Source organism: Amycolatopsis halotolerans, assembly GCF_042647905.1.
Classification (GTDB): Bacteria; Actinomycetota; Actinomycetes; order Mycobacteriales; family Pseudonocardiaceae; genus Amycolatopsis; species Amycolatopsis halotolerans.
In genome coordinates this window covers 1-24,606 of record NZ_JBHRWI010000071.1, presented here as the reverse complement: position 1 = coordinate 24,606, position 24,606 = coordinate 1, and the positions used below count along the sequence as shown (strand labels likewise).

Here is a 24,606-nt window from a genome sequence, read left to right as displayed (position 1 = left end):
GCGATGCACGCAATGGCGATCGCGTTGTCGATGGATGCTGTGGTCGCCGAGAGGGTGCGCGAAGGGGCTCTGCTGGGGGAAGTGCACTCTGTGTTCCGACGGGTGCTGAACGTTGTCACGCAGCAAGATCAGCTCGTCGCCTTCGGTGCTTCCACCGTGGATGACGCTCCGTGGACGATACGGGTGGAAGTCGACGACTGGTGTCGGCATCAGGTGCAAGCCGGGGCGCCCGCGGTGGTCACAGCGCACGGTGCGACGTTCGGGGCTGCTTCGGTCAAATTCAGAAACCCGTACATCTGGTATGCCAAAGAAATACCGTTGATTCTCGACCGGGCGGAGCTGGCTGCCCGGGCGAGGTTGCTCGACGAGCTGCTCACAGAGCACGGCGTCCCCGGCGGGATGCTGGAAGGCGGAAAGCCCGACCCGTTCCAAGCGGCGGTCGGTATCCGGCTGCGCCAAGGACAAACAGCGCTCACCCAGGCCCTCCGGCGAAACGACACCGAAGCCGCGCGAAAGGCCGCCGAAGGGCTCGTCGGTCTCGGCCCGGGTCTCACGCCCGCCGGGGACGACTTCCTCTCCGGCCTGGCCCTCGTCGCGGCACAACCAGGCAGCCGCACCACAAGCTTTCCCCGCCTGGGCGAGAAAGTCCTCGCCCGCACGACGCTGCTGAGCGCCACCACCTTGCGCGAGGCCCGAACGGGCCGAGCCAGGGAAAGCCTCCTCGACCTCCTGCGCCGGCTCCTCGAGCCCGGCGGCGGGACCGGCCTGGCGGGCGCCGTCGCGCGCGTCGCCGCCATCGGCCACACCTCCGGGACCGACCTGCTCTCGGGCGTGGCCGCCGGACTCCGCCTGGAAAGCGAAATGAGAGGTTCCGTGTGACTGTCACAGCGGTGATCAAGAAGAACACCTATTTCGACTCGGTGTCCTTGATGTCCATCTCCACCAAGGCCAACCAGGCCGACGGCGTGGACCAGGCGTTCGTCGCGATGGGCACCGAGATGAACAAGGGCGTGCTGGACAACCTCGGCCTGCTCACGCCGGAACTCGCGGACGCGGCCAACGGCGACCTGATGATCGTCGTGGTGACCAAAGAGGGCACAGAAGACGTCGACGAAATCCTCGCGCGCATCGAAGAACTGCTCGTCCGCAAGCCGCCCGCCGAAGGCGAGACGGCCGTCGTGTACCGCACGATCGAGTCCGCCGCCCAGGGGAACGCGAACCTGGCGATCATCGCGGTCAACGGCGCCTACGCCGCCCGCGAGGCGCGCAAAGCGCTCGAGAACGACCTGCACGTGCTGCTGTTCAGCGACAACGTTCCGGTCGAGGACGAGATCGCGCTCAAGAACCTCGCCCACGACAAGGGTTTGCTGATGATGGGCCCGGATTGCGGCACCGCGATCATCAACAACACCGGCCTTTGCTTCGCGAACGCCGTGCGCCCCGGTTCGGTCGGCATCGTCGCCGCGTCGGGCACCGGCTCGCAGGAGGTCAGCGTCCGGGTGCACGCGCTCGGCGGCGGGATCTCGCAGCTCATCGGCACCGGCGGACGCGACCTGAGCGCCGAGGTCGGCGGCATCATGATGATCGACGGCATCCGCGCGCTGGCCGCCGACGACCGGACCGACGCGATCGTCCTCGTCTCGAAGCCCCCGGCGCCGGAGGTCGAGAAGAAGGTTCTCGCCGAGATCGCCGACGCGGGCAAACCGGTCGTCGTCTACTTCATCGGCGGCTCCGAGGAAGCGGTCGCCGCCGCGGGCGGGCACTTCGCCGCCACCAGCCAGGACGCCGCGCTCCAGGCCGTCTGGCTCACCACCGATCCGGTCGCCGAGGTGCCCGCGCTGGACGCCGCGCACGTCGCCGCCGTGCGAGCGAAGCTCAAGCCGGGACAGCAGTACGTCCGCGGCATCTTCTGCGGCGGAACGCTGTGCGACGAATCGATGTACGCGCTGCTCAACGCGGGCGAGGACGTCTGGAGCAACATCCAGAAGAACCCCGAGTTCGTCCTCCCCGCCGGGGCCGCCAGCCGCGGCCACACCTTCCTCGACTTCGGCGACGACGAGTTCACCAACGGCCGTCCGCACCCGATGATCGACCCGTCGCTGCGCCTCGAACGCCTCGTCCGCGAGGCCGCCGACCCGACCGTCGCCGTGCTCGTCATGGACTTCGTGCTCGGCTTCGGCTCGCACGAAGACCCGGTCGGCGTGACGCTGCCCGCCATCGCTGAAGCCAAGCGCGTGGCCGAAAAAGACGGCCGTCACCTCGAAATCGTCGGCTATGTCCTCGGCACCGACCTCGACACCCCCGCGCTCGCCGGCCAGGTTGCCGCGCTCGAGGCGGCCGGGGTGACCGTCGCCCGCAGCAGCACCGAAACGGGCCAGTACGTCCGCGCCATCATCGGGAAGGAAGCCACCGCATGAGCACCCCCACCACCCGGTTGTTCGGGAGCGACCTCGACGTCGTGAACGTCGGCCTCACCATGTTCGCCGACGATATCGCCGCGCAGGGCGGGAAGGTCACTACCCTCGACTGGACCCCGCCGGGCAACGGGAAGCCGGACGTCATCGCGGCGCTCGACGCCCTCGAAAAGCCCGAACTGGCCGAGAAGATCGCCGCCGCGAACGCCGAGGCCGTCGACCGGATCACCAACGCCAAGCCGATGCTGGTCGGCTTCGGCCGCGCGCTCGACGTCGTCCCCGGCATGACGCCGAAGACCATCCTGCACGCGGGTCCGCCGATCACCTGGGATCGGATGTCCGGCCCGATGAAGGGCGCGGTCACCGGTGCACTCGTCTTCGAGGGGCTCGCGAAAGACCTCGACGAGGCCGCGGAAGTGGCTGCCAGCGGCGAAATCACCTTCGAGCCGTGCCACGAACACGACTGCGTCGGCTCGATGGCCGGGGTGACGTCCGCGTCGATGTACATGCACATCGTCAAGAACGAGACGCACGGCAATTACGCCTACACCAATCTGTCCGAGCAGATGGCCAAGATCCTCCGCATGGGCGCGAACGACGAGAGCGTCATCGAGCGTCTCGTGTGGATGCGCGACACCCTCGGTCCGATGCTCCAGGAGGCCATGGAAATCGGCGACCCGATCGACCTGCGCCTCATGCTCGCCCAGGCTGTCCACATGGGAGACGAGTGCCACAACCGCAACATCGCGGGCACCGTGCTGCTGTTCCAGGCGCTCGCGCCCGCGTTGCTGCAGACGAATTTCAGCACGGAGAAGAAGAAAGAGGTCTTCGACTTCATCGCGAGTTCGGACTACTTCTCCGGCCCGACGTGGATGGCGATGGCCAAGGCCGCGCTCGACGCCGCGCACGGCATCGAAGGGTCCACTGTGGTCACCACGATGGCGCGAAACGGCGTGGAATTCGGCATTCGCGTCAGCGGGCTGCCGGGCAACCACTGGCTGACCGGACCGGCCCAGAAGGTCGTCGGCCCGATGTTCGCCGGGTACAAACCGGAGGACTCCGGGCTGGACATCGGCGACAGTGCCATCACCGAGACCTACGGCTTCGGCGGTTTCGCGATGGCCGCCGCGCCGGCGATCGTCGCGCTCGTCGGCGGCACGGTCGCGGACGCGGTGCGCTACACCCGAGACATGGCCGCGATCACCACCGCCTCGAACCCGAACGTCACCGTTCCGTCGCTCGGCTTCACCGGCCTGCCGACCGGAATCGACGTCCGGAAGGTGCTCGACGCGGGCATCCTGCCGGTCATCAACACCGCGATCGCGCACAAGGAAGCGGGCATCGGCATGATCGGCGCGGGCATCACGCATCCGCCGGCCGAAGCGTTCGAGAAGGCGGTCATCGCCCTCGCGGAAAAGCTCGCCGGGACTGATGCGCCATGACTACGCCGACAGTAGAGAACGGTCTCGAATCCGAATTCGAGCATTCGCCGGTCCCGCAATCCCACCGCAAGTCGCTCTGGACGGTTTCGGCCGTGTGGTTCGGCTTCCCGATGATCCTGACGAACGCCGTGCCCGGCGGTCTCGTGGTCGCGATGCTCGGCTTCTGGCGGGGGCTCGCGGCGATCCTGCTGGCGAACCTGATCATGTTCGTTTACGTCAGCCTGCTCAGCCATCGCGCGGGGCAAACGGGCAAGAGTTTTTCCTTGCAGGCCACGGAAACCTTCGGCACCGCCGGATATGCGATCGCGTCCGGATTCCTGTCGACGGTCGTGGTCGGGTGGTTCGCGTTCAACACCGGCGCGACCGGCGCGAGTCTCAACAAAGCGTTCGGCTGGAACGAAACACTCGTCGCGTTGCTCGCCGGGCTGGCCTTCATCGCGGTGACCTACCTCGGTATCCGGGCGCTGTCCTGGCTCGGCGCGATCGCCGCGCCGTTGTTCGTCATCGCAGCGGGAACGGCGGTCTTCCTCGCCGCCGAGAACCACGATTTCGGGGCCATCACGAGCTATCCGGGCATCGGCGGGGGAGCGATGACGTTCGGCGTCGCGGTCACGTCGATCATGGCGACGTTCGCCGACTCCGGCACGATGACCGCCGACTTCACCCGGTGGTCGAAGAACGGCCGCCAAGCGGTGCTCGCCACGGTGACCGCGTTCCCGATCGCCAGCCTCGTCGCGCAGCTGTCGGGCGGCCTGCTCGTGGCCGCCGGTGCGATCGCGGGCGCGGACAAGGCGGGCGGCGATTTCACGCCGATCCTCACCGGGCCGGGCAATCCGGTGCTGAACGTGCTCGTCGTGGTGTTCGTGGTGGTCAACCTGGGTTCGGTGTGCACGCACTGCCTGTACAACGGCGCGCTCGGCTGGTCGCATCTGGTGCGGTCCAAGATGCGGATCCTGACGCTCGTGCTGGGCATCATCGGCGTCGTGGTGGCGCTGCTCGGCGCGTGGAACTACTTCGTGAACTGGCTGTCGATCCTCGGCGTGCTGGTGCCGCCGCTGGGCGCGGTGCTCATCGCGGACCAGATCCTCCTGCGCCGTCGCACCGCCGGACGCGCGGAGACCCGGTTCCGGCCCACGGCGTTCCTCGCGTGGGCGATCGGGGCCGCGGCGGCGTTGCTGGTACACCTCGTCGCACCGTCCTTTTCGGACGCCGTCGTCGGGCTCGTGATCGGGCTCCTCGCGTATCTGGCGATCGAGGCACCGCGCACCCGCACCGCCTCCTCCTGACCGGCAGCTGGGCCTCACGAGTTCAAGCGCGTGAGGCCCAGCTGCTTTCCATCCGCATTTGGTAGGCCGCACGTCGCTCCGGCGACGTGCGGCCCTTTTGCGCTGCGGCAAGAAGTACACAGCACGGCAACAATCCTCGAAGACACTCTTGTGATCTTGGGCGAGCACTTGGTATACCAAACGCCATCGTTTCGCTCTCGCTGAGGAGAACCCCGTGCAAGGTGTCGACACGGCCCCCGCCCCGGTCGCGGCCGTCCGCACCGGCCGCACCCTCGTGGGCACGGCCTGGCTGCGGATCCGGCGCAGCCGCATCGCGATGGCGGCGCTGGTCGCGGTCTGCCTGATCGTGCTGTTCGCGATCCTCGCCCCGGTGCTGACCGGCATCGAGGGCTCCGACCCGTTCACCGCGCACACCGGCCCGGACTTCCTCGACGGCTTCACGACGCCCGGCCTGCCGCTGGACTACTACCGCTACCCGTCGTCCGAGCACTGGCTGGGCCTCGAACCCGGCCTCGGCCGCGACATCTTCGCGCGGATGGCCTACGGCGCACGGGTTTCGCTGACCATCGCGCTGCTGGCCACCGTCGTCTCGGTCGTGCTGGGCACCGTGCTCGGCGCGGCGGCCGGCTACTTCGGCGGCAAGACCGACATGGTCATCAGCCGGATCATGGACCTGTTCCTCGCGTTCCCGCACCTGCTGCTGGTGCTGTCGCTGACGCCGATCCTGCAGTCCCGGCTGCGCGGCACCGCGCTCGATTCGGGCAGCCTGATCCCGATCTCCTCGCTGGTGATCATCCTCGGCTTTTTCGGCTGGGCGTACCTCGCGCGCGTGGTGCGCGGCCAGGTGCTCTCGATCCGCGAGCAGGAGTACGTCGAGGCGGCGAAGGCGTTCGGCGCGAGCCGTCGTTCGATCATCCTGAAGCAGATCATCCCGAACGTGCTGGGCGTCGTGCTCGTGTACGCGACCATGCTGATCCCGATCAACATCACCGCCGAAGCCGCGCTGTCGTTCCTCGGCGTCGGCGTGAAAGACCCGACGCCGTCGTGGGGCCAGATGCTCAACGCGGCGCAGGCGGGCAACTGGTATCTCTCCGACCCCTGGTTCCTGGCGGTGCCCGCGGGCGCGCTCGCGATCACGGTCCTGGCTTTCAACCTGCTCGGCGACGCTGTCCGGGACGCCCTCGATCCCAAGGCTTCCCGCCGCTGATTTCCCTTCTGCATAAGGAGTAGTTCGTGAAGAAAAGCACCACTGCGGCGGGAGTCCTGGCGCTCGCCGCCGGGCTTGCCCTCACCGCGTGCGGCGGCCCGAAACCCGCCGCGGGCGCGGGCAACGGGCAGCAGGACGTGACCAAGCGCGCCGCCGTGAAGGTGGCCGAGGGGTCCACGGCGAAGGGCGGCGACATCCACGTCCTGATGTCGTCGGACTTCCAGACCCTCGACCCGGGCAACAGCAACTACGTCCAGACCGCCAACGTCGGCCAGTTGTACTACCGCACGCTGACCATGGCGAAGGAGACCTCCGGCAAGCCGCCGACGATCGTGCCCGACCTGGCGACGGACCTCGGCAAGGCGTCGGCGGACGGCCTCACCTGGACGTACACCCTGCGCCAGGGCCTCAAGTACGAGGACGGCACGCCGATCACCGCGCAGGACATCAAGTACGGCGTCGAGCGCACCTACGCGCGTGACGTATTCACCCAGGCACCGCAGGAACTCGACTCCGCGCTGACCGACGACGGCTACAAGGGCCCCTACAAGGGCGGCGATTTCAAGGCCATCGACACGCCGGACGAGCACACGGTCGTCTTCCACCTGAAGCAGCCGTTCGCCGAGTTCCCCGCGCTGGTGTCGCGGTCGAACACCGCGCCGGTGCCGCAGGCGAAGGACACCAAGCTCGACTACACGAACCACCCGGTGTCCAGCGGCCCGTACAAGATCGCTTCCTACGACCGCGGCCGCAGCCTGAAGCTGGTCCGCAACCCGAACTGGGACGCGGCGACCGACCCGAACCGTCCAGCGCTGCCCGATACCTTCACGTTCACGCTGTCGACCGCGCAGGCGACGATCAGCCAGCAGCTGCTTTCCAACGCGGACCCGACCGCGCTCACCCTCGACACCCAGGGTGCGCTGCAGCCGTCGGACATCGCGAAGCTGTCCGCCGCGGACATCTCCAAGCGCACCGCCGCCGGTCTGCTCGGCTGCACTGACGTGCTGAACTTCAACACCACGACCATCACGGACCCGGACGTCCGCAAGGCGTTCGCGCTGGCGCTGGACCGCAACGCGATCCTGCTGCAGTACGGCGGCGAGCGGTTCGGCAACATCCCGCAGTCGTACATCAACGACGCGCAGAAGGGATACGTCGAGCAGCACACCGCGCTGGACCCGAAGGGTCAGCCGAAGCTCGACGAAGCGAAGAAGCTGTTGCAGGGCAAGAACTATCCCAAGTCCCTGGTGTACGGGTACGCCGAGGCGTCCTCGAAGTACAAGGGAGTCGGCACTGTGCTGCAGCAGAACCTGAAGGCGCTGGGCGTCGACGTGCAGCTGCGCCCGATCCCGACCGCCAACTACTACACCGTGCTCGCGGGTGACCAGATGCCGGACATCGCGCGTTCCGGCTGGTGCGGTGGCGCGGACAGCGCGTCGGTGCGCTTCACCGTCGACCCGAACATCGGCCCGAGCCTCGACGGCAAGACCTACGGCTTCTCGAACATCCCGCGGTACTACGACGCCAAGCTGTCGGGCGAGCTGTACCAGCTGCGCGGGCAGAACGGGTCCGCCGAGGAACTGGGCCGCAAGTGGGCGACCGCGATGGACCAGATCATGCAGCAGTACCCGCTCGTGCCGACGGTGCGCAACTACACCTACAGCGTGGTCGGTTCCAAGGTGCGCAACGCGCAGGTCGGCTATTTCTTCGGGTCGATCGACCTGTCGGCCGTCGGCGTCGGGCAGTAGCACCCCAGCGAGCACTCGAGCGACGAGAGAGGATTCCCCGGCGATGCGGTGTCCACAGTGGACCAGGCGGGTGCGGACGTGATCGGATTCCTGGCGCGGCGCGCGGCCGCGATGATCGTCCTGCTGGTCGTGATCAGCTTCGTCACGTTCGCGCTGTTCCAGATCGGCCCGGCCGACCCGGCCGCCGCCGCGTGCGGGCAGGAGTGCACGCCCGAGCGGATCGACCAGGCCCGGATCGCGCTGGGCATGGACAAGCCGTTCTTCGTGCAGTACCTGGACTACCTGTCCGGTTTCGTGCACAGCCGGATGATCGGTGCGCCCGGCGCGCTGACGGTGTGCGCGTGGCCGTGCCTCGGCAAGTCGTTCCAGACCAACGAAGCGGTGACGGACGTGCTCGCGCGGGCACTGCCGTACACGGTGTCGATCGCGGTCGGCGCGATTCTGCTGTGGACAGTCGCCGGGGTCTCGCTGGGTCTGCTCGCCGCGCTGCGCAAGGGACGGGCCGCCGACAAGCTGATCGTCGGCGCCGCCTCGGGCGGGGTGTCGCTGCCCATCCCGGTGACGGGGCTGTTGCTGCTGCTCGTGTTCGTGAGCACGCTGCACCTGCTTCCGTTCACCAGCAACGAGATCTCGTCGCCGTTCGGCCCGGCCGGACCGCTCGGCTGGCTCGGCAACTACCTGCTGCCGTGGGTGGCGCTGGCGCTGCTGTTCAGCGCGCAGTACATCCGCGTCACCCGGACCGCGATGCTGGAGACCTTCGGCGAGGACTTCATGCGCACGGCCAGGGCGATGGGCCTGCCGCGCCGGCGCGTCGTGTTCAAGCACGGCGTGCGGGCGGGCATCACCCCGATCGTCACCATGCTCGGCCTCGACATCGGCAGCCTGCTGGGCGGCGCGGTGCTGACCGAGCAGATCTTCTCCGTGCCGGGCGTCGGGTTCACCGCGGTGCACGCGGCGCAGTCCGGCGACCTGCCGGTGACGATGGCCATCACCATGATGGCCGCGTTCTTCATCATCGTGGCCAACGTGGTCGTCGACCTGTGCTACGCGGTGATCGACCCCCGAGTGAGAGTCTGAGGGCACGTGTCTGCAATCGAAACGCCGCTGCTGGCGGTCCGCGGCCTGCGCGTCGGCTTCCCGGCCGACGACGGCGTCGTGCACGCGGTCAACGGGATGGACCTGACGCTGGGCAAGGGCGAGACGATCGGGCTGGTCGGGGAGTCGGGGTCCGGCAAGACCGTGACCAGCCAGGCGCTGCTGGGCCTGTTCAAGGGCACGCAGGCGTTGGTGACCGGGGAAATCCTGCTCGACGGGACCGACCTGAACACCCTGTCCGAATCCGCGATGCTGGCGTACCGGGGCAAGAAGATCTCGATGATCTTCCAGGACCCGCTGTCGGCGATGCATCCGTTCTATCCCGTCGGCTCGCAGATCGCCGAGGTGTACCGGACGCACAACCGGGTGTCGCGCAAGGCCGCCGCCGAGGTCGCGGTCGACATGCTGGGGCGGGTCGGCATCCCCGACCCGCGCCGTCGTGCGGCCGGGTACCCGCACGAGTTCTCCGGCGGGATGCGGCAGCGGGCGATGATCGCGATGGCGCTGGTGTGCGAGCCGGAACTGCTCGTCGCGGACGAGCCGACCACGGCGCTGGACGTGACCGTGCAGGCGCAGATCCTGGACCTGATCGGCGAACTGCAGGCCGAGACCGGCACCGCGGTGATCATGGTGACGCACGATCTCGGCGTGGTGGCCCAGGTGTGCCACCGGGTCGCGGTGATGTACGGCGGGATGTGCATGGAGGTCGCGTCCGTCGACGACCTCTTCGCCGCGCCCGGTCACCCCTACACCCAGGGCCTGCTGGCGTCGATGCCGTCGCTGGCCGAGGAAACCGGACGGCTGCGGCCGATCCCGGGCTTCCCGCCCGCGCTGCTCGATCTTCCGGAGGGGTGTTTGTTCGCCGACCGGTGCCCGCAGGCGTCGTCGGTGGCCGACGACCGGTGCCGTACCGAGGTGCCGTTGCTGTCGGGTGCCGGGCACCTGTCGCGGTGCCACCTCGGCGATCTCGGGGAGGTGGCATGACCGAGCTGCTGGAGGTCCGGGACCTCGTGAAGCACTTCCCGGTGCGCTCCGGGCTGTTCCGGTCGGCGGGCGCGCTGAAGGCCGTGGACGGGATCAGCTTCTCGATCGGGGTCGGGCAGACGCTCGGCCTGGTCGGCGAATCCGGCTGCGGCAAGTCCACGACCGGCAGGCTGGTGATGCGCCTGCTGGACCCGACGTCGGGCAGCATCCGGCTGGCCGGCGAGGAAATTGGCGCCCTGCGCGGCGCTGCCCTGCAGGAATACCGGCGGCGGGTGCAGATCGTCTTCCAGAACCCGGCCTCCGCGCTGAACCCGCGCCAGTCGGTAGGCACCGCGATCGCCGCGCCGCTGCTCGCACAGGGCATCACGCCGCCCGGCGGGGTGAAGGCGCGGGTGCGGGACCTGATGGACCGGGTGGGCCTGCGGCCGGACCACTACAACCGGTTCCCGCACGAGTTCTCCGGCGGGCAGAAACAGCGGGTCGGCATCGCGCGGGCGCTGGCGCTGGACCCGCGGCTGATCGTGTGCGACGAGCCGGTGTCCGCTTTGGACGTTTCGGTGCAGGCGCAGGTGATCAACCTGCTGCAGGACATCCAGCAGGAGACCGGGGTGGCGTACCTGTTCATCTCGCACGACCTGTCCGTGGTGCGCCACTTCGCCGACCGGGTCGCGGTGATGTACCTGGGACACATGGCGGAACACGGCCCGACTTCGGAAGTCTTCGCGGCGCCTCGGCATCCCTACACGCGGGCGCTGCTGTCGGCCGTACCTTCCCCTTCGCCGGGCGCGGACCGTTCTAATCGGATCCGGCTTGCTGGCGACCTGCCGAGCCCCTCGGACCCGCCGAGCGGCTGCGTCTTCCGCACCCGGTGCCCGGTTTACGCGGCGCTGGGGGAGGAGCAGCAGCGGTTGTGCCGGGAGCAGGTGCCCGCTGCTGATTCGGGTGCGGCCTGCCACCACGTGGACGCTTCGGCTTTAGCCGGATGAGGTGGTTTCCCCGGCCTTTCCGGCCGGGGAAACCCTTCTCGCTCAGTTCGTGTGCGAGATTTCGATGTAGTGCTTGCCGTTCATGGGAATGCACTCGGCACCGTCGACAGTGGGGTCCGGCGGCAGGGCGCGCAGGGCGTGCACGCAATCGTCCGGGGTTTCGTAAGGCCCTTTGTACTCGAGGTGGCTGGCGAACGCCGTGCCGCTGAGCAGCAGAGAACCGCCGGTGGCGGCGACGCAGACGGCAGCGGTGGCCCAGAATTTCCGCATGGTCATTTCGAGATCCCTCCGGTCGCGGCGATCGTGCCGACCGCCTCACCACCATCCCTACCCTCCCGGATTCGCGCCGAACCGGTCCTTGCCTGTTCGGCTAAAAGGAATTGATCGATCGGGCACCGGACGCAACCCCTTGCCGGAACAGCAAGTTTCCGTGCCCTCGACGGGGCGGCCTGGCGAAACTGGGCCACATGATCACCGCATCCCGGCTGGTGCCGCGCTCTGTCGCGGCGCTTGCCCTGTCCCTCTTGCTCACCATCGGCACCGTGGCCTGTTCCGCCCCTCCCGCTGCCGCACCGTACGCCGCCGCCACGCAGAACGATCCCGCGTTCCAGGGCACCTTCCGGCACGAATTCGCCGACGTCAACGGCGTCCGCATGCACTACGTCACCGGCGGGAGCGGCAGCCCGGTCGTCCTGATCCACGGCTGGCCGCAGACCTGGTACGGCTGGTGGCCGGTCATGCCCGCGCTCGCGAAACACCACACCGTCTACGCGATCGACCTTCCCGGACTGGGCGACAGCACGGGCGCCCCGAGCGGATACGACAAAGCCACCCTGGCGCGGTACGTGCACACCCTGATCGCCGACCGGCTGAAGATCCGGGACGCCGCTGTCATCGGTCACGATTTCGGTGCGGCGGTGGCATTTCAGTACGCGAGCCAATTCCCGGGGGACACTGCCCGGCTAGGCTATTTCGATCTGCCGTTGCCCGGCCCCGCGATCAATGCGGCCACCTATCGGACGTTGAGCTGGCACATCGCCTTCCACTCCCAGCGCCGAGTTCCCGAAGCGGTTGTCGGCGATGATGTCCGCGAGTATCTCTCGCTGTTCTACCCGCAGGTTTCCTTTGGCGGGACAGCATTTGGCGGCACCTCGGACAAATCTCCGTTCACCGACGCCGAAGTCAACGAGTACACCCGAACCTACAGCCAGCCCGCGGTCCTGTCCGGCGGCTTCGAGCTTTACCGGGCGCTGGACAAGGATGTCCGCGACACGGTGGCTGCGGCACCGGTCAGGGTGCCGACGTTGCTCCTGACCGCCCAGGGCCAGTTGGACGCGATCCGAGCGACGGTGGCTCCGCGGGTGACCGACATCGTCCAGGCCGCGGACGTGCCGCATGCCGGGCATTGGCTGGTCGAGGAGAATCCGCAGTTCGTCGCGGGGGAGGTGGAGCGCTTCCTGAACCGCTAACCGCGCTGCTTGCGGCGGTAGAGCAGTGTGGCGAAGGCGTAGGCGAGGATGAGGACGCCGAAACACCAGCCGAGGGCGGTCCAGATCTCGGTGCCGACTGGCTGCTGGGTCAGCAGACCGCGGAGGGCGTTGACGATGGACGTGGTCGGCTGGTGTTCGGCGAAGGCGCGCACCGGTCCGGGCATGCGACCAAGACGAGGTTGAGATCAGCGACGTCAGCACGTGCCCTCGCAGGACAGCGGCCCGGGCGATCGGCATGGACCGGAATCGCGCTCGTCTCGGCCGGTCGGCTCGTCACTCGCCGGAGCCGACCCGGTGAGCTCTCAGCCTGCCCAGCCCCGCCGGATGATGCGTTCCAGTTCGTCCAGATGATGCCGGGCTTCCCGCGCCTGGTCGGCCTCGGCAGTGTCGAAGAGCTGCTCCAGTTCAAGGAGCGCGGCTTGCGCTCGCTGCTCTGGCGAGCTCGAGCCAGCCCAGGACTCGCTCCACTGGCCGGACCCTTCCCGGCTCACTGCGGACCGGAAGATCAGCTCTTCCACGGTATCCGTGGCCAGCCCGAGTTCAGCCGCCCAGGACGTCAGCAACGCGACGTACTTTTCATAGACCGCGGGCCGCCATTCGTCGATCATCAGGTGCAGGCCGGTGTGCGTCGAGACCCACCGGCGGACCACGGCGTCCAGGATCGGGGCTTTGTCGGAGGTATGCGCGGCGGTGACGAACCGCAGGTACTTGGTGCCGAAAGCCACGCCCAAGTAGCGCAGTGGCTGGCTCGCCAGATCGCGGAACGCCGCCAACCCGCCCTGCTCGCGTGCGACGACAGCTACCTCCGCCAGCCGATCGACCGCGTGCGGGTTCTCGGTCAGCACGCGGGCGGTGCGCCAAGGGCCGTAACCGACGCGGCCGTATCCCCAGATCATCGCGGCCAGGAACGCCCGTTCGGCACCCTCCGGGGTCGTGGCGTGCGCCGCGTGGCGGGTGGCTTCGGCTCGGTCGATCTGCTCGGGCAGGGCGTCGAGGAACGCGTGCTGGCTCGGGAAGTACTTGCGCCAAGCCTCGCGGGACCAGCGGATCGGCGGCTGAACCGGCTCGTCCTGGTCCCGCCAGCGCTGGACGGTGTTGGTCAACGCGGCCGGAACCGGCAGCTCGCCTGTCATGGGACCCCCTCGGGTAGATGACCGTGGTACTACACGGCAATCCATCTGATCACTGCGCCTCCCCGGCAGCACGAGCCGAAGACCAGCCAGAAAGCTTGGAACAGCGCTGATCTAAGCCTCGGCGCTCGGGTGAAAGCGGGACTCCCTCCGCCGATCAGGTCTAGACATCCGATGGATGCCCGACTTACGCTCCCGGCCGTCACCGTTCGGTCACGGATCCGACAGGAGGACCGCCGTGTCGATTCCCGCGAGCCTGGCGCTTGCCGCGGTACTGGCGGCCGGGGGAACGGCCGCTCCCGCCGCCGCGAAACCCACCGGTTGCCACGGACCCATCCGCCCGGCGGCGATCCAGACCGTGCAGCCGTGCGACGGCATGGACCGGATCCTCGCCAAAGCCGCCGCGACCGTGCCGCGCGCGGGGCAGGTCGCTTGGCAGCAACGGCCGGTCACCGCGTTCACGCACTTCGGCATGAACACCTTCACTGACCGGGAGTGGGGCTCTGGCGCGGAAAAGGAGTCGACGTTCGCGCCGACGGCAGTCGACACCGACCAGTGGATGCGGTCGATGAAGGCGGCCGGCGTCACGCAGGTGATGCTGACCGCGAAGCACCACGACGGTTTCGTCCTTTACCCGACGCGCTACACGAACCACTCCGTCGTCGCGAGTCCGTGGTGGATCACGCCCGGGTGCGCCGACGACGCGGTGACGAAGGCCCGCGCGGCCGCGCAGAACGGCCGGGCGGAGGATCCGTCCGCGTATTGGCAGGTCCGCGCCGCCGGATGCGCCAATCCGCGCGGGGACATCCTGCGCGACTACGTTGATTCGGCACGGAAAGCCGGGCTGAAAGTCGGCGTGTACCTGTCGCCCGCGGACGGCGCCGAACTGCCCGCGCAGTTCTTCGCTGACCAGGTGAAACGGGTCGAGGCGAAGGTCGCGGCGGGACAGCCGCTGAGCATCGAGGAGCAGGCGACCTACGACGACCGGGCGAACACGCCTGCCGGTCAGGGCCGCTACGGCACGGGCAGCGCGGCGAAGGCCCGCACGATCCCGTCGCTGGTCCCGAACGACGACCGGGCGGCGGCGCTGGCGGCCGGGAAACTGCCGAAGTTCACCGTCACCGAGGACGATTACAACACCTACTACCTGAACCAGATCTACGAGTTGTTCACCCAGTACGGCCCCATCGACGAGCTGTGGCTGGACGGGGCGAACCCCTGGCGGGGCAACGGAATCAGCGAAACCTACGATTTCACGACCTGGTTCCGGATGATCCACGCGCTGTCGCCGGACACGGTCACGTTCGCCGGACCGGCGGGGGTGCGGTGGGTCGGCAACGAGCAAGGCCAGGCCCGCCAGACCGAGTGGAGTTCCTTGCCGACCACCGGCGATCCGAATGCCGCGCACAATGAGGAGTTGTTCGTCGGCGGCGCGGAGGGCACCGACCTCGGTTCCCGGCAGGTGCTCGCCGACCCGTCCGTGCGGTACCTGGAATGGGCACCGGCCGAGGCTGACGTGTCAATCCGGCCTGGCTGGTTCTATCATCCGGACGAACAGCCCAAGACGGCCGCGCAGCTCGTCGATCTCTACCGGGCCTCGGTCGGACGCAACGCCTCGCTGCTGCTGAACGTTCCGCCAGGACCGGATGGACGGATCGCGCCCGCCGACAGTACGGCGCTGGCAACCTTCGGGCAAGCCATCGCCAAGACACAGGCGCAGAACCTCGCCGCCGGTGCGCGGGGGCTGGACGCGGTCACGGATTCCTCGCTCACCACGTCGTGGTCGCCGCCGCACAGTGCGCTCGCCGGGACGATGGACGTCGTGCTGCCTTCGGAGGTCGCCTTCGATCAAATCCGGCTGGGGGAGGACATCACCCACGGCCAGCACATCGAAGGCGCGACCGTACAGGCCGAAGTGGACGGTTCCTGGCGCACGGTCGCGACCGTCACCACCGTCGGCGCCAACCGTCTCGTCACCCTTCCGTCGCCGGTCACCGCCCGTCATCTGCGCGTCGTCATCACGCAGTCGCGGGCGACGCCGTATCTGGCTACCTTCGCGTTGTACCGCACTGTCCCCGCCGCCTGAGAGGAAGTCATGACTCTACGCCGCAGAGCTTGGCTCGCCGCTGTCGTCGCGACGAGTGCCCTCACCGTCGTCCAACCGGCTGCTGCCAAGCCGGGCTCGGTGCCGGTCGTTTCCCCGACGCCGCAACAGATCAACCGCGATGCTGCCGACGTTTCGTTGCCGTCCTCGGTCACGCTAGTAACGGACAAAACCACTGATGGCCCAGCCAAAGACCTGCTGATTTCCCTGGTGAAACAGCACGGGGTGAAGAAAATCGGCCCTGGCGGGTTCGTCATCCGGCTCGCCAATGGCGGCGACGCGCCGACGCAAGCGGAGGGCTATTCGCTCGCCGTGCGGCGCGACGGGGTGACGATCAACGGCCGCGACGGTGCCGGACAGTACTACGGCGTGCAGACGCTGCGTCAGCTTTTTGTCCGAAGTGGACACGGCTGGGCGTTGAGCGGTGTCGCGGTACGGGACTGGCCGAACATGGCGCTGCGCGGGTCGATCGAAGGCTTCTACGGTCCACCATGGACTAACGACGACCGGGTTCGGCAGATCAAGTTCCTCGGCGAGACCAAGGCGAACACGTACGTCTACAGCGCGAAAGACGACGCGTACCTGCGCGATCGGTGGCGGGATCCGTATCCGCAGCCGGAGCTGGATGCGCTCGGCCAGCTCGTGCGCACGGCGAACGCGAACCACGTCGACTTCACCTACGCCTTGTCGCCCGGCGTCTCGATCTGCTTCTCGTCGCCGCAGGATGTCGCTGCGGTAAAAGCGAAATTCCAGGCTGTCTACGACCTCGGCGTGCGCTCGTTCTCGCTGCCGTTCGACGACATCTCGTACACCAAGTGGAATTGCGCTGGCGACCAGACGGCGTTCGGAGCGCCCGGACAGGCGGCGGCGGGCAAGGCGCAGGTCTCGCTGCTCAACGAGATCACCAAGAACTTCGTGAAGAACCACGACGGCGTACGTCCTTTGCAGACAGTGCCGACGGAGTACAGCGACCTCAAGGACTCGCCGTACAAAACGCAGCTGCGGGAGAATCTCGATCCGTCGGTGGTGGTGCAATGGACCGGAACCGCGGTGGTGCCGCCGAGCGTGACGAACGACGAAGCTCAGCAGGTGTCCACAGTGTACGGGCGGAAAGTGTTCCTCTGGGACAACTACCCGGTCAACGATTACGAGCAGTCGGCCGGACGGTTGCTGCTCGCGCCGTACGCGCATCGAGAAGCGGGACTGTCGAAATATCTCAACGGAATCGTCTCGAATCCGATGAATCAGGAGGCGGCCAGCGAGGTCGCCGAATTCGGCGTCGCCGATTTCTCCTGGAACGACGCGGGCTACTCGCCGGAGCGGTCGTGGCCGCAGGCGCTGGCCCGGCTCGCGGGCGGCGACCAGCGAGCGACGGCGGCGCTGCAGGTGTTCGCGGATCTTGAACACCTGGCACCCGTCTTCGGGCCGACGCCGTGGCAGCCGCAGGCACCGGTCCTCGCGGCTAAGACGGCCGAGTTCTGGCAACGTTGGAACGCTGGCGATCACCGTTCGCTGGACAAACTGCGTTCGTACGCCCAGCAGATCCGCAATGCTCCCACGGTAATCCGCGGCGGGCAGGTGCAGAGCGCCTTCGTCAGCGAGGCCGGTCCATGGCTGGACGCGACCGCGCTGTGGGGCGACGCGATGGTGACCCGGCTGGACGCGCTCGCCGCGGCGACCCGCGGCGACGACGCCAAAGCCGAGCAACTGACAGCCGCCGCGGACGCACTGGTCACGCGTGCGGAGGCAGTGAAGACGGGCAACAGCAACCGATGGGGCGTGCGACAGGCGCTCGTCGGCGACGGCGTGCTCGACGCGTTCCTTGTCCAGGTCCGCGCGGCGACGGTCGGCTGAGCGGGGAGTGATGGACGTGAGCAGGAGGACCTTCCTCGGCGGCGCGGCCGCGGTCGCCGCGAGCACCGTGTTCGCCGGACCGGCGGGCGCGGCCGGACGTCGCGGGCTGAGCGTGTCCGGCGACCATTTCCTGTTGGACGGCAAGCCATTCCAGATCGTGTCCGGCGCGATCCACTACTTCCGGTTGCGGCCGGACCAGTGGCACGACCGCCTGTCGCGGCTCAAAGCGCTCGGTCTCAACACCGTCGAAACCTATGTGGCCTGGAATTTCCACCAGCCGACACCGGGCCGGGCCGATTTCCGCGGTCCTCGCGACCTCGCGGCGTTCATCCGTTTGGCCGGGGAACTCGGCTTCCAGGTCATCGTCCGCCCGAGCCCCTACATTTGCGCGGAATGGGAATTCGGCGGTCTGCCCGCCTGGTTGCTCGCGGACCGGAACATGGAACTGCGCTGCGCCGATCCGGCTTACCTGAAGGCCGTCGACGCGTGGTACGACCAGCTCATCCCGCAGCTCGAGCCGCTGGAAGCGCAGCACGGCGGGCCGGTCGTGGCCGTGCAGATCGAAAACGAATACGGCAGCTACGGCAACGACACGAGCTATCTCGCGCACTTGCGGGACAGCCTGCGTTCGCGCGGAATAACGAGCCTTCTTTTCGTCGCCGACGGTGCGTCCGAGTTCTTCATGCGCTTCGGCGAGCTGCCGGGCACTTTGGAAGTCGGGACCGGCAACGGCGATCCGGCTCCGAGCATCGCCGCGCTGAAAGCTTTCCGGCCCGGCGCGCCGGTGATGATGGCCGAATACTGGGACGGCTGGTTCGACCACTGGGGCGAACCACACCACACCACCGATGCCCGGGAAACCGCCGTCCACATCGATCAGCTGCTCGCTACGGGTGCGTCCGTGAACCTTTACATGGCCTGCGGTGGCACCAACTACGGTTTCACCGCTGGCGCCAACACGTCCGGTCTTCAATACCAGCCCACCGTGACCAGTTACGACTACGATTCTCCCGTCGGCGAAGCAGGCGACGTCGGCGCGAAATTCACCGCGCTGCAGGCGGTGGTCACCAAATACACCAAACAACCAGTCGTCCCGCCACCCGCCAGCTCGCCACGCCTCCCGGCGCAAGCCGTGACCCCCGCCGAGTCTGTGTCCCTTGTGGACTCGCTGCCCGCGCTGTCCACAATGGTCCGATCGGCACAACCGGTTTCCATGGAACGGCTCGGCCAGTCGACCGGTCTGATCCACTACCGCACGACCGTGCAGGGCCCGCATTCGGGCCCGCTCAGCATTCACGGACTGGCGGACCGCGCTTTGGTGTTCGTCGACGGCAAGCAGCTGGGCGTCCTGGACCGCAACCATCCGGACGCGACGCTGGACCTGAAACTGGAGAAACCGCGGACACGCCTGGACATCCTGGTCGACGCCATGGGCCGGGTGAACTACGGCCCGTACCTCGCGGATCGCAAGGGCATCGACGGCTGGGTCGCGATGAACACCCAGCAGAAACTGTTCGGCTGGGAGATCCGGCCGCTGCCGCTGGACGATCTGTCGAGGCTGCGCTTCTCCTCCGGCCCGCCCGGCCCCGGCCCGGCGTTCCACCGCGCGACCGCGGTGGCCGCCGACCCTGCGGACGGTTTTGTCGCCTTGCCTGGCTGGGAGAAGGGCATCGTGTGGCTGAACGGCTTTAACCTGGGCCGGTACTGGAAGATCGGGCCGCAGAAGACGCTTTACGCGCCGAAGTCGTTGTGGCGGAAGGGGAAGAACGAACTGGTGGTGCTGGAATTACACCAGCCTGGGTCGACGATCGAGATCCGTCCGGAGGCCGACCTGGGCTGAAGGCGAGCCGTGCGGCTCAGTCCACGGCGTGCCGCCCCGGCACGCCGTGGACTGATCAGCGGGCGACGAGGTGCCGGGCCTCGGTGACCCCTTCCCGCCGTCGGGTCCAAAAAGGACCTTCCCATCGCTGTTCCGCTCGATAAACCTCCCGGCGTTGCCGGAGGTAGGCGTCGAAGCGGCAGCGCAGCTGCTGCCGGTGCCGGGCGGAATCGACCTGCCCGGTCGCGATCAGGTCGGCGGCGGCCAGTCCGGACTCGATCGCCAGCGTGACTCCGGCGCTGCTGAGCGGGTCGAGCGCCATCGCCGCGTCCCCGGCGGCCAGCCAGCCCCGGCCCGCGCTCGGGGTGAGGAGGTGGGACCGGGCGTCGCGGACGATCAGGGACGGTTCGTCGCGCGGGACGTCGAGGTGGCGGGTAGCTCGGAGGGCGGCCAGCCACCCCATCGGCCTGGCCCAGCCTTCGCGGCGGACCAGGTCGGCGTCGGACAGCAGAGCGAGCGTCAGTCGGCCGCCCGGTTGCGGGGAGGCGTACCACCAGCCGTTTTCCGCCGCTTCGAGCACGACATGCCTGCGCGCGGCCGGATCCGGCACGGTCGCGGCGACGCCGATCAGCCGGTCGGCGAAACAGCGGCGGGCGCCTTGGGCGGTGCCGAACGCGGCGCGGCGGCCCGTGGCGTCGACAACGACGTCCGCGGTCAGGCGGGTTCCCAGGCAGGTGAGCGACCAGCCCTTCGCGGTGCGGCTGGCGGAGGACCAGCGGTCCTGGACCAGGACAGCCCCGGCGGCGACCGCGGCGGCACGCAGCGTCCGGTCGAACCGGGTGCGGTCGAGGTGCCAGCCGGGGCCCAGTCCGTCGAGGAGGTAGTCGCGGTATTCCAGGTCGGGAGCGCCCCACGCCGACGCGGTGCCCAGCGACCGCAGGTGGTCGCGGTCGAGATCGGCGGTGCCGAGGCCGAGGCGGGCGAGCGCCCCGGAGATCGAGGGCGGCACTGATTCTCCGGCGGCCCCCAGGGACCCGGCGCTCAAAGACAAGGGGTGCGGCGTATCGAGACCGGCCGCCCCACCCGCGCAGGAGGGCCCGGCCGGATCGACCACCACGACCTCGCACCCCGCCCGTCGCAGCGCGATCGCGGCGCTCGTCCCGGCCGGGCCCGCCCCCAGCACCGCGACCCTAGGCATGGTTGTGGTCGTCGAGGACGTACCCCGGCCGCGGCAGCGTCCGCCGCACCTCGACGTACTGCGGTTCCGGCGGCTGGGTGTCGTCGGCCGGCCAGAGCCGGGTGTTGCGGGCGACGAAGCCGAGTTCGTGCCAGTGCTGGGCCATTCCGAGGTTGTCGGCGAACGCCACGTAGCCCTTCACGGTCTGGTCGCGGATCGTGCCGACCCAGCCGACGTGGTTCCACTCGGAAGACCCGGGCTTGTCGTGGCGGGCATAGACGAACATCGGGCGGTGCGCCGGCCACCACCAGAGGTAGTGTTCGTCGACCCGCAGGACCGAGCAGGTGTTGAAATCCCCTTGCCACGGAACGGAGAGGTACTTCGTGACGTCGCCGGGTTCGAGTCCGCGCGCCGGGTCGGCGATCAGGCTGAGCCGGCCTGCTTCGACCGGCAGGTGCGGGACCGGACGGAGCCGGAACGGAGCGGCGTAGACCGCCGGGACGCGCGAGAGCCACGACATCTCGATCCCGGGCGCGAACGGCGGGCCGCAGCAGTTGCCCAGCGCCGCCTCGGTCAGGTGGTGGCCCGGCCGCCGTTCCGCTTCGGAGCCGGGGTTCGGCAGCTGGTCGGCCGTCAGGAAGTTCCCGTCGGCCCATTGGCCGAGCAGGAAGTACTGGGTCTCGGTGAGGGAGTGGAACTTCGCGGTCAGCTGGCTGTCGTTGGCGGCGTCCTCCCCGACGATGTAGGGCATCATCCGGTAGCCGGTCTTGGCCGAGGCGAGCGTGTTGGGCGTGCGCGGCGGGCGCAGGACCTCGAACAGACGCCGGCGGATCTGGTCGTAGCGCGGGTCTTTCGCACCGAGCCGGTCCAGGTCGAAGGTGTGCACCTTGGGCGGGACCGCCACCACCCACGGGAGCACGACCGCCCGGCGCAGGATCGGTTCGATCTCCGTCGGGTAGTGCGGCTGGTAGGTCTCCTGCCACTGGCCGTTGTCGTAGAGATCCGGGCGCAGGCCGGTGAACCGGACGGCCGTGTCGAAAATCGTGTCGTAGAGGGTGACCACGTTGACGATCTCGGGCGCGTAGGCGGGCGGGGCGACGATCGCCCACGCCTTGTCGTCGAGGCGGACCTCCTGTTCCGGGCCCAGCACGGTGCCGCGCCGGTCGAGCACGCGCACGACGAGCGTCGCGGACACCGGGCCGTCGGAGACGTCGTCCCACCAGCCGTCGTTGTTGTCGTCGTCGGGGATGCTCGGCTCGGCGTCGGTGGAGTAGGAGATCCCGGAGCCGCCGAGCAGGAGCAGGCTGCCGTCCTTGGCGACCGTGATCCGCCCGAGCGTGGTGATCCGCTGCCGCGCCGGATCCGGGCTGTCCGGCGGGAACGTGCTCCGGCCGTGCCCGTCGTTCCGGTCGAACTCGCCGATCCGGGTCCCGCGGCTGCTCACCGTGCGCGGGCCGGGGTCGATGATGAGCTTCTTGCGCGCCTCGCCCTGGACGTCCTCGTTGCGCAGCGGGTGCCCGGCCGGGTAGCCGGTCTCGCCGACCCGGTCCTGGATCCGGTACCAGGACGCCTTTTTGTTCGCGAGGTGCGCTGTCCAGACGATGTCGACGATCGTCGCGGTGCTGCCGTCGGACAGCGGGAGCCGGGTGCCGATCGTGATCGGTTCCCGCCGGTCGGCGGCGTAGAGGGCGAAGGTCGCGGCCTGTTTGCGGAGGCGGCCGTGCCGGTCCCGGAAGCCGGCCGGCTCGAACGGCAGGTCGCCCTCGCTTTCGCGGGGCAGCCGCCCGATCCCGTCCGGGGGCAGGTAGTAGTCCTCGGTGCGGTCGCCCGGGCCGGTGTTGCCGAGCCTCGCGAAACCGATCGCCGGGAAGATCGACACCGAGCGGCTGAGCTGGGCCAGCGTTTCAGGCATGGTCCGCCTCCGTTCTCGTCTCGGGCCGGTTCTCCTGGATCCGGCGCAGGGTGGCGGCGAGCGTCGGCGATCCGCCGTTTCGCCTGCCCGTAGCCAAATCCGCGGCGAGCTGATCGAGTTCTTGCGGTTTCTGCCGGTCTTTCACCGACAGGTAATGGAAAGCCGGTCCCGCCGTCGGATCGTCGGCGGTGTGGCTTTCGGCGGCGATCGGGGCCTGCATCAGCTCCGTGGCGAGCGACGGAAGGCTCACCCGCATCGCCGGGACGACGCTGGTGAAGAAGAGGTCCCGGTCGCCCCTGAGCGCTTTCTGGAGGTCGTCGACCATCACGCTGTAGGCGTGGTCGAACAGGTCGCTGAGCGCGGCCGCCGTCTTGTTTTCGTACTTCGCCTTGGCGGGATTGGCGATCATCGGATACGTCGGGGGCAACGGGACTGTGCCGTCGGCGATCGCCTTGAACTTGAAGTAGTGCGACATTTCGAGCGGGGTGCCCAATACCGGCCCGTAGGTGCCGTCGGCGCGCGGGCCGTAGTACTCGTACTGGCCCCACGGCTCGCGGATCCGGTATTCCGGGTCGTCGAGTTTGCCGCTCATGTCGGCGCCCTCGCCCTGTTCGACGATCTCGTTGACCGCCTTTTTCGCGGACGCGAGATCCTTCACGAGGACGACCGTTCCGCCGCTGTTGCCGAAGTTCCACTGTTCGCTTTGCCGGGAGACGTCGTAGGCGCGCCCGGGCGTGCGGTCGTATTCCTCGAGTTTTTTCAGGATCGCTGTGTACAGCTGGCCGATGGTCGAGAAATCCTCCTCCTGCCCGACCGCGTCCGGCTGGGCGGGCTGTTCGATCCGCATGAACGTGCTGCGGAACAGCTCCGGCGACGCCGCCATGAGCTGCAGATACGGCCCGCCGTCCTCGGCGTCCTCCGAGAGGTAGGTGGGATAGGTCGGCGGAAACGGATGTGCCGCTCCCGCCTCGGTGACCAGGGTCGGGGTGCCGCCGACGGCGTTGAGCAGGTTCGCGGCCAGATTGAGGTGGAGCATTTCCTCGAGCGCGACCCCGCGCACGAATTGGTAGGCCGGGGAGGCCTTGTCCTTGATCGAGTACATCGCGGTGAGATAGGGCGGAATGGTGGCGAACTCCACTCTCAGCGCGATGTCCAGCAGTTCTCGAAGTGTCTTGCCATGCGGTTGTGACGGAATGAGGTAACGATACTCGGACACGGTGACAGCATTCATGGCGACTCCCTCTCGATTGCGCCAGTGGCGATTCCGGGCAATTTCGCACGACGGCGACCCCCTGCCCGTGCTGGCGACACTAGCAGCGGCCGGATCGGCCATCCAACGTCCGAACGGGCGCACTTCGGCATGGGCAACGTGGCAAAGAAGCGCAGGCGACCTAATGGTCAACGAAGCTCTAAGGTTTTCTTATCGGGAAAGCAGTTCCGCGAGGTGGGTTTCTTTTGCGGTGGCGGATTAATTGGTCTTTACGCGATGCTGGAGGCCGGATGAGCGGTTCCGGCCAGACTGGCGCGGGCCGCGTCCGGGACAGGGGTTCGCCCGCGTCAGTGATCCCCAATGCCAGGAACTTAAGGCTGTGACGTGGACGCGCCTTCGGTGTGTTTCCCCGGCTCGGCTGGCTCGATCCGGGCGAGCGCACGTCGCTGTAGGCGGTGGAAGCCGGGTTGTGGTCCGTGAGGGGCCCCTTGAGGGACTCTGAGTCCCAATGCCGGGAACTTATAATAAGCCGTGCGACCTCGGTCCGCTAAACCGTCCACAAAGGACACCACCGGCACCGAAATGCCCAGTTTGGCGCCATGTGACGGTGTCTTGAAGTACGTGAGGGGAACCCTGAGGGAATCAGATTCCCTCAGCTTGAGTTTTAAGGTCCGGGTGTCGGAGGGTGCACCCGGTTGGTCATGGGTGAAGCCCTTGGTTGATCATTCTTCTTGCGACAGAAGGAAGA

General features: G+C 68.2%; 19 protein-coding genes. 13 read left to right on the top strand and 6 right to left on the bottom strand.

Going from position 1 to position 24,606, the window contains the following annotated elements; translation table 11 throughout:
- The first annotated feature begins 12 nt into the window (after positions 1-12).
- The 9 genes from ACFORO_RS42950 to ACFORO_RS42910 all read left to right on the top strand — a co-directional run bounded on the left by ACFORO_RS42950 (position 13) and on the right by ACFORO_RS42910 (position 11,162).
- A complete protein-coding gene (locus tag ACFORO_RS42950; protein WP_377874831.1) occupies positions 13-879 on the top strand; it encodes a DUF2877 domain-containing protein in 867 nt (288 codons plus the stop codon).
- Positions 876-2,417 carry an acyl-CoA synthetase FdrA gene (fdrA, locus tag ACFORO_RS42945; RefSeq protein WP_377874833.1) on the top strand — a complete coding sequence of 514 codons (1,542 nt, stop codon included), beginning with the start codon at positions 876-878 and terminating at the stop codon, positions 2,415-2,417. Before ACFORO_RS42950 ends, fdrA begins: the two co-directional genes overlap by 4 nt.
- A complete protein-coding gene (locus ACFORO_RS42940; protein ID WP_377874835.1) occupies positions 2,414-3,856 on the top strand; it encodes a YlbE family protein in 1,443 nt (480 codons plus the stop codon). The genes fdrA and ACFORO_RS42940 overlap by 4 nt, the downstream gene beginning before the upstream one ends.
- Complete coding sequence (locus tag ACFORO_RS42935) at positions 3,853-5,142, top strand: cytosine permease (protein ID WP_377874837.1); 1,290 nt, start codon at positions 3,853-3,855, stop codon at positions 5,140-5,142. Before ACFORO_RS42940 ends, ACFORO_RS42935 begins: the two co-directional genes overlap by 4 nt.
- Before the next feature lie 214 nt (positions 5,143-5,356).
- Positions 5,357-6,349 carry an ABC transporter permease gene (locus ACFORO_RS42930; RefSeq protein ID WP_377874839.1) on the top strand — a complete coding sequence of 331 codons (993 nt, stop codon included), beginning with the start codon at positions 5,357-5,359 and terminating at the stop codon, positions 6,347-6,349.
- 26 nt (positions 6,350-6,375) lie between these two features.
- Positions 6,376-8,097 (top strand): ABC transporter substrate-binding protein, encoded by a 1,722-nt coding sequence (locus tag ACFORO_RS42925; RefSeq protein WP_377874841.1) that lies wholly within the window; start codon positions 6,376-6,378, stop codon positions 8,095-8,097.
- A gap of 48 nt (positions 8,098-8,145) precedes the next feature.
- On the top strand, positions 8,146-9,174 hold the full coding sequence (locus ACFORO_RS42920; protein WP_354749026.1) for an ABC transporter permease: 1,029 nt from the start codon (positions 8,146-8,148) through the stop codon (positions 9,172-9,174).
- Between the two features lie 6 nt (positions 9,175-9,180).
- Complete coding sequence (locus tag ACFORO_RS42915; protein WP_377874844.1) at positions 9,181-10,176, top strand: ABC transporter ATP-binding protein; 996 nt, start codon at positions 9,181-9,183, stop codon at positions 10,174-10,176.
- Positions 10,173-11,162, top strand: coding sequence for an ABC transporter ATP-binding protein (locus ACFORO_RS42910; RefSeq protein ID WP_377874846.1), 990 nt, complete (start codon positions 10,173-10,175; stop codon positions 11,160-11,162). The genes ACFORO_RS42915 and ACFORO_RS42910 overlap by 4 nt, the downstream gene beginning before the upstream one ends.
- Before the next feature lie 42 nt (positions 11,163-11,204).
- On the opposite strand, the gene ACFORO_RS42905 is transcribed toward ACFORO_RS42910, so the two are convergent.
- Positions 11,205-11,438, bottom strand: coding sequence for a hypothetical protein (locus tag ACFORO_RS42905; protein ID WP_244223705.1), 234 nt, complete (start codon positions 11,436-11,438; stop codon positions 11,205-11,207).
- Positions 11,439-11,629: 191 nt separating this feature from the next.
- On the opposite strand from ACFORO_RS42905, the gene ACFORO_RS42900 reads away from it, so the two are divergent.
- On the top strand, positions 11,630-12,631 hold the full coding sequence (locus tag ACFORO_RS42900; RefSeq protein WP_377874848.1) for an alpha/beta fold hydrolase: 1,002 nt from the start codon (positions 11,630-11,632) through the stop codon (positions 12,629-12,631).
- Here ACFORO_RS42900 and ACFORO_RS42895 read toward each other — a convergent pair.
- Together ACFORO_RS42895 and ACFORO_RS42890 are read right to left on the bottom strand one after the other, a co-directional pair.
- Entirely contained in the window at positions 12,628-12,816 is a 189-nt protein-coding gene (locus ACFORO_RS42895; protein WP_377874850.1) for a hypothetical protein, read from the bottom strand. The two genes, ACFORO_RS42900 and ACFORO_RS42895, sit on opposite strands and share 4 nt — an antisense overlap.
- Before the next feature lie 138 nt (positions 12,817-12,954).
- Positions 12,955-13,785: an 8-oxoguanine DNA glycosylase OGG fold protein gene (locus ACFORO_RS42890; RefSeq protein ID WP_377874852.1), complete on the bottom strand. Its 831-nt coding sequence runs from the start codon at positions 13,783-13,785 to the stop codon at positions 12,955-12,957.
- Between the two features lie 235 nt (positions 13,786-14,020).
- Between ACFORO_RS42890 and ACFORO_RS42885 the strand changes: the two genes are divergently transcribed.
- The 3 genes from ACFORO_RS42885 to ACFORO_RS42875 are packed head-to-tail and all read left to right on the top strand — an operon-like array spanning position 14,021 to position 19,580.
- On the top strand, positions 14,021-15,868 hold the full coding sequence (locus ACFORO_RS42885) for an alpha-L-fucosidase (protein WP_377874854.1): 1,848 nt from the start codon (positions 14,021-14,023) through the stop codon (positions 15,866-15,868).
- A 9-nt stretch (positions 15,869-15,877) separates the two neighbouring features.
- On the top strand, positions 15,878-17,740 hold the full coding sequence (locus tag ACFORO_RS42880; protein ID WP_377874856.1) for a beta-N-acetylglucosaminidase domain-containing protein: 1,863 nt from the start codon (positions 15,878-15,880) through the stop codon (positions 17,738-17,740).
- Positions 17,741-17,750: 10 nt separating this feature from the next.
- Positions 17,751-19,580: a beta-galactosidase gene (locus ACFORO_RS42875; protein WP_377874858.1), complete on the top strand. Its 1,830-nt coding sequence runs from the start codon at positions 17,751-17,753 to the stop codon at positions 19,578-19,580.
- A gap of 55 nt (positions 19,581-19,635) precedes the next feature.
- Here the strand turns inward: ACFORO_RS42875 and ACFORO_RS42870 are convergent, their stop codons facing one another.
- The 3 genes from ACFORO_RS42870 to ACFORO_RS42860 are packed head-to-tail and all read right to left on the bottom strand — an operon-like array spanning position 19,636 to position 23,879.
- Positions 19,636-20,757, bottom strand: a complete 1,122-nt coding sequence (locus ACFORO_RS42870; RefSeq protein ID WP_377874860.1) for an NAD(P)/FAD-dependent oxidoreductase — start codon at positions 20,755-20,757, stop codon at positions 19,636-19,638.
- Complete coding sequence (locus tag ACFORO_RS42865) at positions 20,750-22,648, bottom strand: LodA/GoxA family CTQ-dependent oxidase (protein ID WP_377874862.1); 1,899 nt, start codon at positions 22,646-22,648, stop codon at positions 20,750-20,752. Before ACFORO_RS42865 ends, ACFORO_RS42870 begins: the two co-directional genes overlap by 8 nt.
- Positions 22,641-23,879 (bottom strand): ferritin-like domain-containing protein, encoded by a 1,239-nt coding sequence (locus ACFORO_RS42860; protein ID WP_377874865.1) that lies wholly within the window; start codon positions 23,877-23,879, stop codon positions 22,641-22,643. The genes ACFORO_RS42865 and ACFORO_RS42860 overlap by 8 nt, the downstream gene beginning before the upstream one ends.
- Positions 23,880-24,606 lie beyond the last annotated feature (727 nt).

What these genes read in the sequence shown, in the direction of transcription:
- ACFORO_RS42950 (WP_377874831.1), top strand. Translation starts at nt 13, where the DNA reads ATGGCGATCGCGTTGTCGATGGATGCTGTGGTCGCCGAGAGGGTGCGC.
- ACFORO_RS42940 (WP_377874835.1), top strand. Translation starts at nt 2,414, where the DNA reads ATGAGCACCCCCACCACCCGGTTGTTCGGGAGCGACCTCGACGTCGTG.
- ACFORO_RS42935 (WP_377874837.1), top strand. Translation starts at nt 3,853, where the DNA reads ATGACTACGCCGACAGTAGAGAACGGTCTCGAATCCGAATTCGAGCAT.
- ACFORO_RS42910 (WP_377874846.1), top strand. Translation starts at nt 10,173, where the DNA reads ATGACCGAGCTGCTGGAGGTCCGGGACCTCGTGAAGCACTTCCCGGTG.
- ACFORO_RS42905 (WP_244223705.1), bottom strand. Translation starts at nt 11,438, where the DNA reads ATGACCATGCGGAAATTCTGGGCCACCGCTGCCGTCTGCGTCGCCGCC.
- ACFORO_RS42900 (WP_377874848.1), top strand. Translation starts at nt 11,630, where the DNA reads ATGATCACCGCATCCCGGCTGGTGCCGCGCTCTGTCGCGGCGCTTGCC.
- ACFORO_RS42895 (WP_377874850.1), bottom strand. Translation starts at nt 12,816, where the DNA reads ATGCCCGGACCGGTGCGCGCCTTCGCCGAACACCAGCCGACCACGTCC.
- ACFORO_RS42890 (WP_377874852.1), bottom strand. Translation starts at nt 13,785, where the DNA reads ATGACAGGCGAGCTGCCGGTTCCGGCCGCGTTGACCAACACCGTCCAG.
- ACFORO_RS42880 (WP_377874856.1), top strand. Translation starts at nt 15,878, where the DNA reads ATGACTCTACGCCGCAGAGCTTGGCTCGCCGCTGTCGTCGCGACGAGT.
- ACFORO_RS42875 (WP_377874858.1), top strand. Translation starts at nt 17,751, where the DNA reads ATGGACGTGAGCAGGAGGACCTTCCTCGGCGGCGCGGCCGCGGTCGCC.
- ACFORO_RS42870 (WP_377874860.1), bottom strand. Translation starts at nt 20,757, where the DNA reads ATGCCTAGGGTCGCGGTGCTGGGGGCGGGCCCGGCCGGGACGAGCGCC.
- ACFORO_RS42865 (WP_377874862.1), bottom strand. Translation starts at nt 22,648, where the DNA reads ATGCCTGAAACGCTGGCCCAGCTCAGCCGCTCGGTGTCGATCTTCCCG.
- ACFORO_RS42860 (WP_377874865.1), bottom strand. Translation starts at nt 23,879, where the DNA reads ATGAATGCTGTCACCGTGTCCGAGTATCGTTACCTCATTCCGTCACAA.